The organism is Nostoc sp. DedSLP03 (assembly GCF_034530815.1).
GTDB lineage: Bacteria > Cyanobacteriota > Cyanobacteriia > Cyanobacteriales > Nostocaceae > Nostoc.
In genome coordinates this window covers 18,231-36,277 of the sequence record NZ_JAVRCK010000070.1, presented here as the reverse complement: position 1 = coordinate 36,277, position 18,047 = coordinate 18,231, and the positions used below count along the sequence as shown (strand labels likewise).

Below are 18,047 nucleotides of genomic sequence, written 5' to 3'. Positions count from 1 at the left end.
TTGTACTACTCAATCAAGTAAACACTTTTGTAACTAAGGATAAGGTTTCATATGTTCAACCAAGAAAACGAACAACAAAGCGAGATTATATATCTTGTTGTTGTAAACCATGAGGAACAATATTCCATTTGGCCGAAATGGAAAAATGAACTCCCATTAGGGTGGAAAGCTACAGGTAAAGAAGGCTCTAAAGAAGAATGTTTGGCGTATGTAGAAGAAGTATGGACAGATATGCGTCCTTTAAGCTTGCGTAAAGTCATGGCAGAAGTAAGAAGCTAAACAATTGATGAGTTAAAGAGGGAGTGGGAGACAAGCACTAAAAGTAATAAATCATACAATAATACCAATTCTAAATTCGTAATAAACGGATGCAAGGCAACAGCACCGGTACTCAGGTTTTAACTGGATTTCTATCTTTTAGATCCGTATCTTTAATTTGGAAAATTGGTATAAGCTACGCTTTTTCCATGCCCTTTTTTCTCAATTTACCCCGAATCCCAAGAATGAAATGTTTTGTAGTTGTACCGATGAACGCCAAACACTTTTCTAATCCTTGGGTAATGTTTCCCAAGCCAAATCCTCAAGCCAGCCTGCGCCTATTCTGTTTTCCCTATGCAGGGGGTAAAGCATTAACCTTTCGCACATGGACGAGCAGTTTACCGCAGAATATTGAAGTTTGTCCGATTGAACTTCCCGGACGGGGAGTTCGGTTGATGGATAAGCCTTTTACTGAGATGTCGCTGCTTACAGAAGCGATCGCCGAAGCGATATATCCATATTTGGACAAGCCATTTGCCTTTTTCGGTCACAGTATGGGGACTTTAATCAGCTTCGATCTGGCTCGTAAGATTCGCAAAAAGTACAGTCTTTTTCCAGCACATCTGTTTGTTTCCGGTCGCGGCGCACCTCACGTTCCTGATGACGTTTCGCCCATCCACGCCCTAAGCGAACTTGAATTTATAGAAGAACTGCGCCGTCTTAACGGTACTCCTAAAGCAATTCTGGAGAACAACGAACTCATGCAACTGCTGCTTCCGATGTTGCGGGCAGATTTTACGATGATTGAAAACTATCTTTATCTTCCCGAACTTCCCCTTAACTGCTCTATTACTGCCTTTGGTGGTTTGCAGGACTCTAGAAGTACGTGCGATCGCCTCGAATATTGGCGAGAACAAACGAGTGCTGATTTCTCACTGCACATGTTTCCTGGCGATCACTTTTTTTTACACTCAGCCGAATCGCTGCTTCTTGAGACTCTTTCTAGAAAACTTGCTCTACTTACACCAAAGGTGTTCCCCCAACAGCCAGTAATTTTGGGTTGATTCTTAAATCAGTAAACAGTTTTCAGACGGATACTGCTTCGCCAGCTTTTTCCTAATAGTATTTCACTTTATTTAAAAATTTATTGCAATTTAATTTATGAGCAAGGTTCCAAAAATTATCCATCAGATTTTTTTCGCAGGTGAAGCAGCGGCTCCAGAAAACTATCGTCGTTATCACCAAACTATTCTCGATCGTCATCCTGATTGGGAACATCGCTTTTGGGATGAAACACAATGCCGTAATTTAATTAAAGAGAATTATTCTTGGTTTTTGGATGTTTACGATTCTTATCCCTATCGAATTCAGCGTTGCGACGCTATCCGATATTTTATACTTCACTACTATGGGGGATTTTATATTGACATGGATGTTGAATGCCTCAAGCCGATTGACGATTTGTTGGAAAACTTTGAATTGATTCTTTCTAAACTTATTGAGTTTAGTAACGCCATCATGGGCAGCATTCCGAAACATCCGCTTTGGTTGCAGGTTTTCGAGGAAATGCAGCAACGCCAACACCAAAACCAGCCAAATATCGGTTTTTCTTTCAAAAATTCTATGCCTTATTATGTGGGCTACAGCACCGGGCCAATTTTATTGAATTATTGTGTATTGGCTGGCAAATTCCATGAAAGTCCGACAGTTAATGTTTGTCCGGGATACATTTTTGAACCAGGTGCCCCGATGGAAATGGATGGTAAAATCTTCAAAAGTGAAGTTACAGAAAAATCTTATACCATCCACCACATGACTAGCCATTGGCTTACCCCACGTTATCGAATATTGAGTAATATTTTTAGTGTTTTTGCAAATTTTTATTGGAGTATTCGTTCTTCACTCCAACCAAATTGAGCCGTTCAAAGCCCTAAAATATTTAGAATTTATAGAGCAGACTAGATATTTTTAATTCTCATTCTGGGGTTAACTATGAAACATTGGCAAACACAATCTTAATTAGAAATACCATGTCAATACTTGAGGTTTGCAACCTGCAAAAGACATACCAACAACGTAGAAAGCGAATAGAAGCATTACGTGGGGTATCTTTTAAGATCAATGCGGGAGAAGTGCTAGCTTTTCTTGGCCCGAATGGAGCAGGTAAAACAACCAGTATTAAGATGATTGCAGGTTTAATTCAACCCGACTCAGGTTCGGTAAGAATCGCAGGTTGCGATCCCCAGCGCAATCCGCAAGCATTGCGATCGCTTGGTGCAGTACTCGAAGGAAGCCGCAACCTCTACTGGCGGCTGACACCACAGGAAAATCTGGAGTACTTTGGAGTATTGAGAGGTAGCAGCCCAAAAGCAACCCATGAACAAGCAATGAGGTTGCTAGATCGATTTGGTTTGATTCACAAACGTCGCACACCAGTTAAAGCACTTTCTCGTGGAATGCAACAGAAGTTAGCTATTGCAGTAGCTTTAGTTCACAAGCCCAAGCTTCTACTTTTGGATGAACCAACTTTAGGCTTAGATGTTGAAGCTAGTCAGAATGTCAAAGCTTTGGTGCGAGAAATAGCTCTTGAAGGATGTGCAGTCCTCCTGACAACCCATCAACTTGATTTAGCAGAGGAAATTTCAGACCGAGTAGCCATAATTCAAAATGGCAAGATTATTGCTGAGGAATCAACTTTTGATATTATTAAGCGTTTTTCTGGCTCGACTTATATTATCGCAGTTGAAGGCGCACTAAACCAAATGCAAATCAGCAAAATTGAGGCATTAGGAGCAATCGTTGAGGCTGGACAAATTGTTTATGCTGGAAGCAAACAAGGACTGTATCGAGTATTGACACTTCTGGAACCCCTGCCTTTATTATTCGTGAAACAGGAACAATCTGACCTGACTCAAATATTCTTAAAGTTAGTGCGAGAACACAATTATGTTTAATTTATTCCAAGCGGAATTTAAACGTATCTGGAAAGAATTTATTCGCTACCCTGTTGATTCAATTAGTGGTATCCTTGTCACCTCTTTCTTTTTTTATGGAATGTTTTTTGGCGCGCACTACATTGCAGGCCCTAACATCCAATTTGGCGATCGACTGGATACAATCCTAGCTGGCTATGTGCTTTGGACACTGGTGGTTTTTATTCTCCAAGGTATTGCGATGGAACTACAAATTGAAGCGCAAACCGGAACTCTAGAACAAATATTCTTGTCACCATTCGGCACCTTAAATGTCTTATTGATCCGAGCAATGGCAAATCTGACATTATATTTAGTGCTGATAGTGGGTATTCTACTACTCACGATGATTCTTACGGGACGTTACCTACACTTTTCGCCCCTTGCCCTTCTGCCGCTGATTACGGTCTTACTAGGAGCTTATGGTATATCCTTAATGATGGCTGCTTTAACCCTACTGTTTAAACGCATACAGCAACTATCTGGGCTGATTCAGTTTGCACTATTGTTTTTGCTTGCTCTTCCCATTGAAACCTGGAATGGATCGCTCCAAGGTGTCAAACTAGTATTACCAATGACTGTAGGTTCAGGTGTTCTTCGTGATTTAATCGCACGCGATCGCGGTTTAGATTTTTCTCTGCTTGCTCTTGCTGGACTCAATGGGGTAGTTTATTTTGTTTTGGGCGGCTTGGTTTTTCTGTGGGCCCAAAGAACAGCGAAGCGTCATGCGATTCTTAATGGGTATTAATTTTATTGGCTCAAGTTAAAGAAAAATCATCTGAAAGGCAGATGCAATTTGTGTATATCCCAAGGAATAGTTGCGTTTGTCCTAATTAATCCAGTAATGGCTCATTACCTGAATTTTGGTAACACTAATCTGCAATCTGGTTATCGTAAATTAAAGGGTTTAAGAACCTGCAATCTACATGTAGCACCCATTTCAGTCGGGGTTTAAATCACCGTCTAAAATGTCTTTAATTTTGAGTTTTGTTAGCGCAGCGTTAGCGAGTCCCCGAGCGTCATTTTGAATTTGGAATTGTTAACTGTTTTCCTATTATCCATTACCACCAAGAGCGAATATCCTCTCACCTCAGATATTATAAATTAGGAATTTTTATGAAATTAGAAGATGTTCGAGCAATAGTTACTGGCGCTGCTAGTGGAATTGGGCGTTGTATCGCTCTGGAACTTGCCCGTGCAGGTGCCCTAGTTGTTGGCGGCGATATCGACGTAGATCGTCTTCAAGAATTGGAAGTCGAAAGTGCTAATCTGCCTGGAAAAATCTACGGAGTACATGTTGACGTAGCCAATGAATCGCTGGTGAAAAGCTTTGTGGAATTGGCTTTTGAAAAACTTGGATCTGCTAACACGTTGGTTAACAATGCTGGTATTCTGCGAGATGGTTTACTCGTTTCTTGTGACGAAGAAGGTTGGTTGCGTAAGCTGCCAACAGCACAATGGAAGCGAGTAATTGATGTCAATCTCACAGGACCCTTTTATATGACGCGAGAATTTGCCGCCACCGCTATGGAGAGAAATATTTCTCAAAGTGTAATCATAAACATTTCTTCCATAACGCGATCGGGTAATCCCGGTCAATCGAATTATAGTGCTTCCAAGGCGGGTCTAGACGCATTAACACGCACTTGGGCGCTGGAATTGGCAAATAGAGGCTTTCGCGTTGGTGGCATAGCTCCGGGATTGACAGAGACACCTATACTCGGTCATGTATCCAAAGAATCTCAGGCAGATATGATTTCTAAAATACCTTTGGGCCGCATGGGTCAGCCTTATGAAATCTGGCAGGCTATGCGTTTTATTCTTGAGTGCGATTATTTTACCGGAAGAGTCATCGAAGTAGATGGGGGAGCGGAGTTTTAAAAAATTGCTTGCCACTCTAATACCGTTTCACTTTAAGATTGATACAAATAGGCAGCAGGGGAGCAGGGGGAAAGAATTAGAGATTGATTATTTGTATCAAACACTTCGTGAAATGGTATAACACCCCTTTGCCCAAGTTTTGGGTATAAAGCACACTTGATTGCCTGTTTGGAAAGTTTTTACCTCCCTTTTTTATTCCAACTTTACGGCGCTCTAACCCCCTGTGGGAGTCGGTCGCTTAAATTTTTGTCAGTCAACCAGGTTTCGATCTCTCACTTATTGGGTATTCAGAGCCATTCGCAGTCAACAGTAAGCTCATTCGTCACCTCTCCAGTATTTAGCGTGGATTTTGGCTCAAATATAAGGACATGAACTTCCTCTTCAGCAAAGGGAAGATGCTGAATACTTCGAGCTATAATCGTGAAATCCCCTTCTCGAAGAACAATCTCACGATTTTCTAACTTGATCTTTAGCTCCCCTTTGAGCACGAGGAAAAACTCATCCTCGTTGTCATGGCGATGCCAAACGAACTCACCCTTAAACTTGGCCAACTTGATAAACTGACCATTGAGTTCCCCAACGATTTTCGGATTCCAATATCTGTCGATCAGCCTCAATTTCTCAGCTAGGCAAACTCGTTCACCAGTTATCTTATTCATATATTCACCTCAGTTACAAGAATGAAGATTCGCTGATTTTTCTGAAGTGAGGAAAAACTTCAAAGTTTATTGTCGCAAACATTTTTTGAATTAGTATTACCCAGCAAAATTTCTTGAATAGCTGCGGTCAAGCCTTTGACATCAGGTTCTTTCATTAGACTCTCATGCTCTCCGGTGATGCTGCAAATGCGCACCTGCTTGCTGGTTAATTTCTGCCAACCTACACTGTCATCAGCGGGAAACTGTTGTGTGAGTGCAACAGTTTTGAACAGGGATAGAGGAGATTTAATTGGTTTTGGTTGATAGCAAAGACTCGTCTGCGTGTTGGCTTTGAAAACGTTAAGCAATCCCCGCACGAGATTCTTTCCAGAATTAGGAGGAACGATTTCATGATGTTGCAACAATTGCAACACATGCTCAAATCGTTTTTGTGTATCTAAAACTGCAAGTTCTTCTGAGGAAATATTTACAGATTCGTTAAAGTGAAGTCCAATCTGTTTCACCATAAAGGCAAGGAGAGCGGCTTCGTCATCTAACGATGCCTCTTTTTCCATGTTGGGTAAGGGGGGATGGGTATCAATAATTAAGAGATTTTCAATTTTTTCTCCTGCGGCTTCCAATTGAGATGCTATTTCAAAGGCAACGAGTCCGCCAAAAGAGTAGCCCCCTAGCAAATAGGGGCCGTTTGGAACTATTTCTCGCATCGCTTTAATGTAAGTAGAAGCCATTGCCTCAATGGAATCTAAAGGCTGTTGTTCGCCATCTAAACCAGGTGCTTGGAAGGCGTAAAGCGGTTGGTTTTTGCCGAAAATGCTTGCAAAAATTGAGTATGACAAGGCATAACCCGCTCCTGGATGTACGAGAAATAGAGGCAAGCGATCGCCTTTAGGTTGTAGGGTTAGTAGAACATCAGTATTACTCGGTTTGCTCTCGCCTTCTAAGTGGAGGGCAATCTTTTCCACAGTTCCCTCACGGAAAAAGCTGACGACAGGAAGGCTGTACCCTAATTGCTTTTCGATTTGGGCTATCAAACGGATCGCCAACAGAGAATGTCCGCCCAGTTCAAAAAAATTATCGGTAACACCAATCAAACTTACCTGAAGTGCTTCTTCCCACAGTTCCACCAATTTATGTTCTAACGGTGTGCGCGGTGGAATCCGTTTGCTCAAACGTGCTTTACCATCAGTGCTTGGCGCAGGTAATATTTTTCTGTTAACCTTGCCGTTAGGCGTTAAAGGTATAGCCTCTAAGAATACAAATGCTGACGGCACCATGTACTCAGGCAACTTTTGTTTCAAAAACTGGCGCAGTGCGATCGCGCTAGGTGGATTCAGATGGGGGACAACGTAAGCGACAAGCTGCTTGTTACCTGGTTGGTCTTCCCGATCGATAACTGTTATTTCCCGCACATCTGGATGCTGGCTCAACAAAGTTTCGATTTCTCCTAGTTCGATCCGGAAACCGCGAATTTTTACCTGATTGTCAAGGCGGTTCAAAAATTCAATCTTGCCATCGGGTAGATAGCGGGCTAAGTCGCCTGTTTTATAAAGGCGGGCACCCTCTCGATCGCTAAATGGGTTAGGGATGAACTTGGATGCTGTTAAATCCGGGCGATCGTAGTAGCCTCTAGCCAAACCAACACCGCCGATATATACCTCGCCTGGAATACCAATAGGAACGGGTTGCAGTTCTCGATCTAGCAGATACACGAGTAAGTTTTGTAATGGTTTCCCAATGGGGATCTCTCGCCGATCGAGTTCTAATTCTGACAAATTACAGATGGTTGCTGATACTGTAGCTTCCGTAGGCCCGTATTCGTTCAGCAGTTGGGGATATTCACCCACACACTTTTTCCAGGCATTTACTTGTTCTGGAAGTGCCCGCTCACCTCCAATCACGACCAAACGCAAGCACTCAGGTAGTAGCAAATTTCCAAGTGTTAATTCAAAAGTCACTTGTTGCCAGTATGCTGTTGGCACATCCAATACCGTCACGCCATAATCTTGACAGTTTTGCATGAAAGTTGCCACGGAACTCAACATTTCATTGGTACGCAATATTAAGGTTCCGCCGGATACCAGGCAAGAATAAATTTCCGCAACTGCGACATCGAAACTAATAGATGCAAACTGGAGAAAACGCTCTCCACTACTGAAGCCGCATTCCAGAATCCGCCCCTGCGTATAATTGACTAAAGACTGATGTTGAATCATAACTCCTTTGGGCTTGCCAGTAGACCCAGAGGTGTAAATCAAATAAGCCAAATTATCGGGGTTAACCTGACTAACTAGATTCTCCTTACTTTGGTAAGAAATTTCTTGCCAGCTTGTATCTAAGAAAACTATACGTCCTTGATATTCTGGAAGTTCTGGTAGCAAATAATTCTGAGTTAACAACACCGAGGTTTGGGAATCCTCTAGCATGAAGGTCAAACGTTGCTGGGGTAATTGTGGGTCTAAAGGCAGATAAGCCCCGCCAGCTTTCAGGATTCCCAACAGCCCAACAATCATTTCTAAAGAGCGCTCCATGCACAGACCCACTAGCACCTCTGGCCCTACGCCCAAGGATTGCAGGTAGTGCGCCAAATGATTTGCCCGCTCGTTTAACTCGTGGTAGGTAAGCTGTTGCTCGTTAAATACTACTGCTAGAGCCTCTGGTCTTTGTTGCACCTGAGTTTCAAACAACTGATGGATAGATAAATCTTGGGAATAAGACTTCTGAGTTTCGTTCCATTCCACTAACAACTGATGTTGCTCGCTTGCTGGCAGTAGAGGCAATTCTGTCAGATGCAACTGAGGATTGGCAACAATGGCTGCTAGCAAAGTCTGAAAATGCTTCTCCAGGCGCTCAATAGTTGCTGGTGCAAACAAATCAGTATTATATTCCCACGCGCCCTCAAGTCCCTTTTCTGTCTCCATCATCGACAGAGTTAAATCAAACTTGACGGTGACGCTTTCCATTTCCAAAGGAGTCAGCCTGAGATTAGGCAGTTCCAAATTTCCGATCGGTGCATTCTGCAAGACAAACATCACTTGGAACAAGGGGTTATGGCTCAGGGAACGCTCTGGTTGCAGCTCTTCAACCAGTTTCTCAAAAGGCAAATCTTGATGGGCATAGGCTGACAAGGTTTTCTGTTTAATCCGCTCCAGCAACGCTGCAAACGACGGATTGTCTGTGACATCGGTTCTGATAACTAGAGTATTGACAAAAAAGCCAATTAGCTGTTCGATTTCTTTACGGTTGCGGTTAGCGATCGGGGTTCCAACTAACAAGTCGTGTTGTCCAGAATAACGCATCAACAGAGTTTTAAACACCCCTAACAATCCCATGAACAGGGTAGCGCCTTGAGATTCACAGAACTGCTTAAAGCCATCGTAGTTTTTGCGGTCTACCACAAAAGGAATTTCACGACCTTGATAAGAAGCGATCGCTCGACGGGGATAATCAGTTGGCAATTCTAAAGGTTCTAATTCTCCGGCGAGTTCCTGCTTCCAATAATCAAGTTGCTGTGGGAGTTGGGTTTTCTCAAAGGTACTGCGCTGCCAGCTAGCAAAATCGCCGTATTGTAGAGATAGTGGTGCTAAAGGTAATTCCTTACCTGTACAAAATGCTGTATAAATCGCAGACAATTCCTGCACCATTACTCCAAATGACCAAGCATCGGAAATAATATGATGCATCACCGCTACAAACACATGGGCATCCTCGGACAACTTATAGAGATAGATGCGAAGCAAGGGCCCATTTTGAAGATTAAAGGGACGCACCGACTCCGAGATCGCTGCTTGTTTGAGTATCTCTTCTTTGTCTTGCAAGTGGCTGAAATCGGTAATCAACAGCGATATATCATTTAATTCGTTGATAATTTGCACGGGATTACCACTGGCATCCTGAGAAAATTTTGTACGTAATACCTCATGCCGTTGGACTAGCTCCTGCAAACTGCGTTCAAACGCTTGTTGGTTTAAACATCCGTCCATGCGGAAGCCTACCGCAATGTTATAAGCAGGATTATTCGCCTCTAATTGGTCGAGGAACCACAGTCTTTGCTGAGAAAAAGAGAGTGGTAAGTTGTCACGTTGAGCAATTTTTGGGATCTGAACGCTCTGATTGGTCTGATTCTCGGTTTTAGTTACGAGCAAATCAATTTGTTCCGCAAGACCAACGAAGGTAGGATATTCAAAAATTGTTCGCAAAGGTAAGGCTAAATTAAATTCTTCCCGAATTCGAGAAATCAGTTTCGTCGCCAGTAGAGAATGTCCACCCATTTGGAAAAAATTGTCCGTTAGTCCAACGCGCGAGCCTCCAAGTACATCGTTCCACATTTTACTTAAACGTTCTTGGGTGGCGGTTGTTAATTTAACATCAGAATCCTTGGTAATTGTCTCCACAAGTTCTGGTGCAGGTAAAGCACGTCGATCTAATTTGCCGCTGGGAGTCATGGTCAGCTTCTCCAGCAGCACAAAAGCGGCAGGGATCATGTATTCTGGAAGTTCTTCCCGTGCATATTGCTGGAGTGCGGGAATCAGCGCCTTGGCAAAACGTGCTTTCAAAGGATTTACCCAATATAATTGCGTTGGTTTCAGGGGGGCGCTATTTTGGGTAATAGGCATCACAGGTTTTGCCCCGTTTGCAGTATAGAAGCAAACGTCAAAATAATTAGCACCAAAATCTTTTGAGTAGCTAATTGTGACTTGACAACCTGCTTGTTGGGCAAGTTGATAGAATTTTTGCGGGTCAACAGCTGTTTCTGAATTCAGCTTGTTCAATAACTCGCGCAGTTCGCCGACTGTAGCGAATCCGTTATTTCCCTGATACCACTGTAAAATAGTTTCGTCTTGAAACAGACGAGCATTGGGGACACCCCGCCAAGCAATGGGCAATTCTAGCCCCTTGATTGATTGCAGATTTTTTTGCTTCCAGTCTTCCCAGACAGGTTCAAATGTATGAGCTTTGGCAAAACTGCCTTTTTTGTGAAGAACCACATCATAACGGTATTTAGTTAGTTCATTATGTGCGGTTTCTGCTTTGAGGTGAACTTCCACTCCCTCTAGATTTGGCAAAACCTGCGATAGATTTACAAAGAAGACTGGATCGAGAACGAGTTCGTTTTCTTTTTGAGTAACTCGTCTAACTAAGGCGGCAAAAGCTTCTCGGTCAGTTTCATCCGCAGCTTGGAAACAAGCTATGCTGGCGTGAAAAGCGTTTAAAGTCGGCAGGTGGCGATTATCGCCGATAAATAAACTTCCTCCGGGAGCTAGCGCTTGTAATGCTTTGGCAATCACTTGCTGGAAGTATTCAATTGAAGGAAAATACTGTGCTACAGAGTTAATAATAATCGTATCAAAATAGCCAGAAGGAATATTTGCAAAATCCTTCGCTTCCTGATGGAACAAGCGAATATTGCTTAAAGAGTGTTTCTGAGTGAGATTTTCTAGACGAGCGATCGCTTGTTGGGAAAAGTCCGTCGCCCAATAAGATTCAACATCAGGCGCAATATTGAAAAGAATCATCCCAGTACCGCATCCAATTTCTAAAACGCGTTTTGGAGCCAAGGTTTGAATGCGTGTCAGGGTATTGTTTAGCCACTCGCGCATTTCTGGCGCAGGAATAGGCTGACCATCATAGCTGTTGTTCCAACCAATAATATTAAAAGCTACATCAGCTTCGGTTTCACTAGCGCTATAGTTTTCGTCAAAAGTATATTGCCATTCTTGAGTTTGCTCTCGTGTTAAGTTTTCATAATCGGGTATTTTCGCCAAATCAGTCTCAGGCACGATGTAAGCAACCAGTCGCACATCTTCTTGACTTTCCTGTTGGGTAATTACGCAAGCTTCTCGCACACTCGGATGACGCTGCAAAAGCCCTTCAATTTCACCCAATTCGATCCGAAAACCGCGTATTTTAACTTGGTGGTCGTTACGCCCCAAATATTCGATTTCTCCGTTGTGCAGATATCGCGCTAAATCACCAGTTTTGTAGAGACGGTTATTTCCTTGTGGGTTGGCGGGGTTAACGATCATCCGCTCTGCAGTTAATTCCTCGCGGTTAAAATAGCCCCGCGCCACACCTGCACCGCCAACATAAATTTCCCCAACCACCCCCAAAGGCACTGGTTGTCTATAAGCATCGAGAATATAAAAAGATAGATCCGGGATAGGTTTACCGATAACACTTCCCAAACGCTTCTTGACATCGTTCCAGCGAATCGGACGATAAGTAACGTGAACGGTGGTTTCTGTAATCCCATACATATTTACCAATAGGGGAAAATCATCGCTGTGACGTTCAAACCACGGTTCCAAACTTGACAAATCCAAAGCTTCGCCACCAAAAATTACGTAGCGTAAATTTAATTCGCTTTCCCGACAAATGATTTCTTCAGCTTGGATCAATTGGCGAAAAGCCGATGGTGTCTGGTTTAAAACTGTTACTCTAGCGTCAATAAGTAAGTTGTAAAACTCTTCTGGCGATCGACTCACTAAATAGGGGACAATAACCAAACGTCCGCCAAACAACAACGCCCCCCACATTTCCCAAACAGAAAAATCAAAAGCGTAGGAATGAAACAGAGTCCACACGTCTTTTTCGTTAAAGTGGAACCATTGTTCGGTTGCCAACATCAAACGTACAACGTTGCGATGGGTGACAACAACTCCTTTGGGTTTGCCAGTTGAGCCGGAAGTGTAAATTATATAAGCGGCGTTATCTGGATTGAGATTAACTTCTGGATCGGTAGCCTGTTCCTGAGCAAGTTCCGCTTCACAATTATCAATAAAAACTAGATCGGCTTGGTGTTTTGGTAGTTGCGTCTCAAATTCTACCTGTGTGAGCAAAACTGACACCATGCTATCCTCAAGCATATAGGCGACACGCTCCGCAGGATAATCCGGGTCAAAGGGAACGTAAGTACCACCAGCTTTGAGTACTGCAAGGATAGCTACCATCAAATCCAAAGAACGAGACATCCACAATCCCACTCGTGATTCCGGTTTCACACCCAAACGGATGAGATAATGTGCCAGTTGATTAGCTCGTTGGTTTAATTCTGCGTAGGTGAGGGATTGATTCTCAAAAATCAGTGCCGTTTTGTTGGGACGCAAAGCCGCTTGTTGGCTAAAAACTTCATGCAAACAGAATTCTACTGGAAAACTCTCAGGCGGGTTTGCAGGCATCAACTGAGCGTATTCTTCGTTTGAGAGAATCGCTAACTGAGTTATCGGCACATCGGGTTGCGTCACTAAATTTTCCAGCAAATTACAAAAGTGACGCGTGATTTGTTCTACCGTTTTCCGTGTAAATAAATCAGTATTGTATGAGAAAACACCACTGAGATTATTTTCACTTTCTGAGATAAAAAGTTCCAAATCGAAGCGAGCGGCATCTTGACTTTTAATCGGAGTTACAGTCAAGTTCCCGGCTTGAAAATGAGGTTTTGGGGCATTTAGTAAAGTAAAAGCAATTTGAAATAGCGGGTTGATACTAGTGTTTCGTTCAACATTTAATCTATCTACGAGTGCTTCAAAAGGCACTTCTGCATGTTCAAAACTTTCCAGAATCGTTTCTTTGACTTTTTTTAAAAGATTACGAAAACTAGGTTCTCCCGATAAGTCGGCGCGAATTACCAACATATTAACAAAAAAACCGATGAGTTTTTCTGCATCGATTCCTGGACGGTTGGCAATAGAAGTTCCCACGGGGATATCTTCCTGTCCGCAGTAATGCCCCAGCAGAACCCCAAAAGCAGCCATGAGAGTCATGAAGAGGGTAGCATCTTCTTGGTGGCTGAAATTGCGAATAGTCTGTGTCAAAGAAACAGGGATAGAAAAACTGACTAAATCTCCTTTAAAGGATTGTAAACGCGGTCGGGGAAAGTCAGTAGGAAATTGTAGAACGGGTAAATTTTTAAGTTGTTTTTCCCAATAGGCAAGTTGTTCCTCTAAAACCAAATTATTAATTTTCTCTTGTTGCCAAACAGCATAATCTGCATATTGGATATTCAGTTCTCCGAGGGCAGTGACATCACCCTTGATAGCTAAATGATACAGAGAAGCCAGTTCTTCAACAATAACGCCTATTGACCAACCATCAGCAATAATATGATGAAGAGTGAGAGCCAAAACATATTGCTCTGATGTGAGTCGTAAAAGTTTGGTTCTGATTAACGGCCCTTTTTCCAAGTTAAAAGAATATTGTGTCTCGGAGCTAGCTACAGCAGATATTTGTTTTTCGATTTCAGCTTCCGCAATATCACTCCAATCTTCCAAAATTAAATCCGCTAAAATATTTGGATGAATCCGTTGCCAAGGTTCACCATCAATTGCCGTAAATGTAGTGCGGAGGCTTTCATGTCGCTGCTGCAATTGTCTAAAAGCTTGCTGCAAAGCCTCTATTTGCAGCGAACCATCCAAACGAAATATAGAACAAATATTATAAGCAGAAGAAGTAGGTTCCAATTCATGAAGGAACCATAAGCGTCTTTGTTGAAAAGAAGCCGGAGTTTCTGTAAGAGCGCGTTTTTTAATAATAAATTTGTCTTCTTCGCGGTTAATACCCTCTTCTTCTAGAAGTAATTCTAAAAGTTCAAAATCATCAGTTGTTTCTAAAAAATTCATAATGAATATAACTTAATTTTTATGGTGCACTTGAGATTTAATCTTGACGATTTGCCTGCTCTTTTATCCTTTACTTCCACTCATTGCTACATATCCGAGAATTTCATCTACCGCCCGTTTTGCTCCTCCAGCCGCTCTACAAGCATCACCCAGACGATCGCTATTTGCCTGAAATGAGTCATTGTTCAGGATGTGTAGTGCCGTGTCTCGCAAACGTTCAGAATTGACATCTTGGGGCAAAATCATGATTCCTGCGCCCTGCTCCTGAAGGCGACGTGAAATTATCTCTTGCTCGTAGGTTTGAGGAATTGCGATTGTGGGGGTTGAGTGCCACGCCGCTTCCCGTGCGCCGCCTCCCGCACCGTGCATGATAAATAAGCTGGTGTGTTCTAATATCTTCAGTTGGGGAATTGTGCCTGTAGCTCGAATGATAAAATTTGTAGGTACATCCCCCAGTTGGGCAGGATTTATCTCAGGACTCAGTACCATTAGAACTTGAGCATCGATGTTATGAAACGCCTCTATGCAACTTTTGTAAAAAGCTAATCCCGGATCGTGAATGCTGCCGAATGAAATCAAGATCAGCTTATCTTTTTGCAACAGTTCCATAGGGAAATCAGATGCGATCGCCCGCACCGGATCGCAAGGGCCGACAAAGTGAAAGCTTTGGTCAAATTTATCGACGTATGGCTGGAGTTCCGGTGGTAAATAACAAATATTTAAGGGTTCTGGATTGGTAAAAGTATCGATAAACTTAATGGGTGGAATTTTGTAAGTCTCTCGCAGTTCTGTTTCATATTGACGAAACACCTGGATATCGGGCGATGTTTCTGACAACAATTCAGGTAGTTTATCCTGAAGTTGTGGACATTCATAGAAGCTACGCGGACAAAATGCAGCGCTAGCAATAGTATTAACTGCCGGGACGTTCAGTAGCTGTGCTATCAGTTTTCCCCAAAGACACAGCGAATCGTGAATAATGTAGTCTGGTTTGTCCGCACGAACCGATTCCAAAAGTGTGTTCAGCATTTCCTTCGCAGTCCAAGTCAAAGCTGTTACTAGCGAAAAATCATTATGGGCTTGTGGTGCTGCCTCAAGTCGTAGTGGTGGATAAAAACGAAAAGATGCCCCAAATGCCTCAATTTCTTTCTGGAATTTAGGAATTTCATAGTAAATAACTTCTTCACCTCTGTGAATCAGTTCTGCTACTAAACCAAAGCTTGGGAACACATGCCCAGCTGCTGAAACATTCAGAAATACAGCACGGCTCATAAATTAAAATTTGATTAATCCGCTTTTCCCATTGATATAGGAAATATTATTCGCGACTTATGCAGTTATTCTTTGATTTATGTTGCCTAATTGCGGTTGATTCAGATTCTCGTTGCCAAAACTTATCAAGCAATATACGTAAGTTTATCTGACCAAGCACCGACAATTTCTGAGAATATCAATTGCAAGGGTTTGGTGATCGACCAGTTGGGATAATCCTGCTTCATTTTCCGCAGGTCACTGTAATAACATATATGGTCTCCCTCGCGGTTTTTATTTACATACTCATACCGCATCTTTTTGCCAGTCAGTGAAGTAACAATGTCAAAGGCTTCTAAGATGGAACAAGTATTTTCCTTTCCTCCCCCCAAATTGTAAACTTCACCGCTTCTGGGGGCTTGGATAAACTCTTCAATAAAACGAGCAACATCATAAGAGTGGATATTGTCTCGTACTTGCTTACCCTTGTAACCAAACACTTTATAGATGCGATTTTCTAAATTGGATTTTACCAAAAAGCTGAGAAATCCATGTAATTCCACACCACTATGATTAGGGCCTGTCAAACATCCGCCGCGTAAACAGCATGTTTTCAGCCCAAAATAGCGACCGTATTCTTGAACCATCACATCAGCAGCAACTTTTGAAGCACCGAAAAGAGAGTGTTTTGATTGGTCGATGCGGAAAGATTCTGGGATGCCATGCTTATAAGTGTAGTCACTATAGTCCCAACGTTTGTTTAACTCCAACATGGGAATTTCATTTGGTGCATCTCCATACACTTTGTTGGTAGACATATGCACAAAAGGCGCATCTGGGACAAATTGACGAGTCGCTTCCAACAGATTTAACGTTCCTACAGCATTGGTATCAAAGTCATCAAAAGGAATCTTCGCAGCCAAATCGTGGCTTGGTTGTGCTGCTGTGTGGACGATCGCATCTGGTTTGAGACTCTCGATTAACTCTAGGATGCTAATGCGATCGCGAATATCTATCTCATGATGCACAAAACCTTTAATTAAAGATTCTAAACGCCATTGATTCCAACGAGTATCTCCTTGAGTTCCAAAGAAAACGGATCTTTGGTTATTATCTATACCGTGAATTTTCCATGCTTGTTTGCCGAAATGCAAACAAACTTCTGAGCCGATTAGCCCTGATGAACCAGTTACAAGTAACTTTCTCATTTGATTCTTGCCTTTATTTACTATTTCTCTTTGCTTGCGGCAGGGAGAGGAGAGAAAGCGCCGCGTTAGCGTAGGTAGTGAGTTTAGAGCGAATTAAGGGTAATTTAGCGACCTGATATAAGTCCTAATTCAGTATTAACGTACTCCCCAATATTCACCTACCTGCAAGTTAGGATTTAGTACGTTTCGTTTGCAGAAGTCTAGTTTTTTCTTCTAGTGTCATCTGTTTCATCTGTAAAAACGCTAGCGCTATCTTTTCAGTACACCTCGTGAGGTTTATTTTGCTATTAAAAACAGCGCGGTTTTCTCAATTCTTAAGGCATCAAATCTAATATAGAATCATTAACTAAAAGCTGACTTTAAAAGAGTGGGTATCTGTGCTGCCAATCTCCGCCCAGGAGGAGTTAAAAATTGACTAATAGGTGGCTTAGACCAGAAATTTACAGAAATATTTAGCTCGTGAGTTGAATTGTCTAGGGAATATACTTGATGCCACCAAAAAGCCGGAATAAATAAAATTTCACCTGGTTCGACAATACACTCAAAATATTTGGCTTTTTGGAAATTGGGAAATTTCTCAAAATCTGGCTTTTCAATATTTATTTGGCTCATGTGTGGAATTTTTGAAGTAGCAGGAAAAGGATATAATAAAGATGTTTGTTGGGGGTCAAACAACAGGAAACGCTTGCAATTGCTAACTTGAGTAAATAAGTTATCCATTGCATCATAATGTAATGGGGATATGTTGCCGCCAGAACCAATCCAAATAGTTGGATCGACAAATAACTTTTTATCGAAGTATTCTGGGAGCTTTATATCTTGCAGTATTTCGGGAAATTCTGTGGGAATTGACTGTTGTTGGAGATAGTAGAATTTATCAGATTTATTTTTTGAAGCCAGGATGTTGATGAAGTCGCTAAATTGTATTTTCTGTTTCAAATTAGCAAATCCATTTTCCAAATCGCCTGTGAAAATGCTATTTTGAGAAACACTTATATCAACTTGTTTATCGCTGAATAAGGTAGTTAGATAATTAGCAGTCCATAAAGACAGAGCATTCCAATCATTAATAACCCCAGTGATGATGACAGGTCTTCTAGGAGAAAGAAAATTCCTTTGAAATTCCTCTCTTGTCGGTTTTTCAATGCGTTCAATGTGGCTCACTGTAGTAAAATCATGCTTGCTCATCATACATAAAATTCC

The 18,047-nt window shown here is 42.1% G+C and carries 11 protein-coding genes; 6 read left to right on the top strand and 5 right to left on the bottom strand.

Annotated features, from left to right (window positions below; genetic code table 11):
* Positions 1-51 precede the first annotated feature (51 nt).
* From RM368_RS27210 to RM368_RS27185, 6 genes are all read left to right on the top strand, one after another.
* On the top strand, positions 52-279 hold the full coding sequence (locus tag RM368_RS27210; RefSeq protein WP_322696939.1) for an MbtH family protein: 228 nt from the start codon (positions 52-54) through the stop codon (positions 277-279).
* Between the two features lie 248 nt (positions 280-527).
* Positions 528-1,322, top strand: coding sequence for a thioesterase II family protein (locus RM368_RS27205; RefSeq protein ID WP_322696938.1), 795 nt, complete (start codon positions 528-530; stop codon positions 1,320-1,322).
* A gap of 97 nt (positions 1,323-1,419) precedes the next feature.
* A complete protein-coding gene (locus tag RM368_RS27200) occupies positions 1,420-2,175 on the top strand; it encodes a glycosyltransferase family 32 protein (RefSeq protein ID WP_322696937.1) in 756 nt (251 codons plus the stop codon).
* Between the two features lie 113 nt (positions 2,176-2,288).
* Entirely contained in the window at positions 2,289-3,212 is a 924-nt protein-coding gene (locus RM368_RS27195) for an ABC transporter ATP-binding protein (RefSeq protein WP_322696936.1), read from the top strand.
* On the top strand, positions 3,205-3,978 hold the full coding sequence (locus RM368_RS27190) for an ABC transporter permease (RefSeq protein ID WP_322696935.1): 774 nt from the start codon (positions 3,205-3,207) through the stop codon (positions 3,976-3,978). The genes RM368_RS27195 and RM368_RS27190 overlap by 8 nt, the downstream gene beginning before the upstream one ends.
* A gap of 368 nt (positions 3,979-4,346) precedes the next feature.
* Positions 4,347-5,111, top strand: a complete 765-nt coding sequence (locus tag RM368_RS27185) for an SDR family oxidoreductase (RefSeq protein ID WP_322696934.1) — start codon at positions 4,347-4,349, stop codon at positions 5,109-5,111.
* A 287-nt stretch (positions 5,112-5,398) separates the two neighbouring features.
* Here the strand turns inward: RM368_RS27185 and RM368_RS27180 are convergent, their stop codons facing one another.
* From RM368_RS27180 to RM368_RS27160, 5 genes are all read right to left on the bottom strand, one after another.
* On the bottom strand, positions 5,399-5,770 hold the full coding sequence (locus tag RM368_RS27180) for a cupin domain-containing protein (protein WP_322696933.1): 372 nt from the start codon (positions 5,768-5,770) through the stop codon (positions 5,399-5,401).
* Between the two features lie 59 nt (positions 5,771-5,829).
* Positions 5,830-14,385, bottom strand: a complete 8,556-nt coding sequence (locus tag RM368_RS27175) for a non-ribosomal peptide synthetase (RefSeq protein ID WP_322696932.1) — start codon at positions 14,383-14,385, stop codon at positions 5,830-5,832.
* Between the two features lie 63 nt (positions 14,386-14,448).
* On the bottom strand, positions 14,449-15,657 hold the full coding sequence (locus RM368_RS27170; protein ID WP_322696931.1) for a macrolide family glycosyltransferase: 1,209 nt from the start codon (positions 15,655-15,657) through the stop codon (positions 14,449-14,451).
* A gap of 125 nt (positions 15,658-15,782) precedes the next feature.
* Positions 15,783-16,844 (bottom strand): NAD-dependent epimerase/dehydratase family protein, encoded by a 1,062-nt coding sequence (locus RM368_RS27165; protein ID WP_322696930.1) that lies wholly within the window; start codon positions 16,842-16,844, stop codon positions 15,783-15,785.
* 342 nt (positions 16,845-17,186) lie between these two features.
* Positions 17,187-18,035: a cupin-like domain-containing protein gene (locus tag RM368_RS27160; protein WP_322696929.1), complete on the bottom strand. Its 849-nt coding sequence runs from the start codon at positions 18,033-18,035 to the stop codon at positions 17,187-17,189.
* Positions 18,036-18,047: the final 12 nt, after the last annotated feature.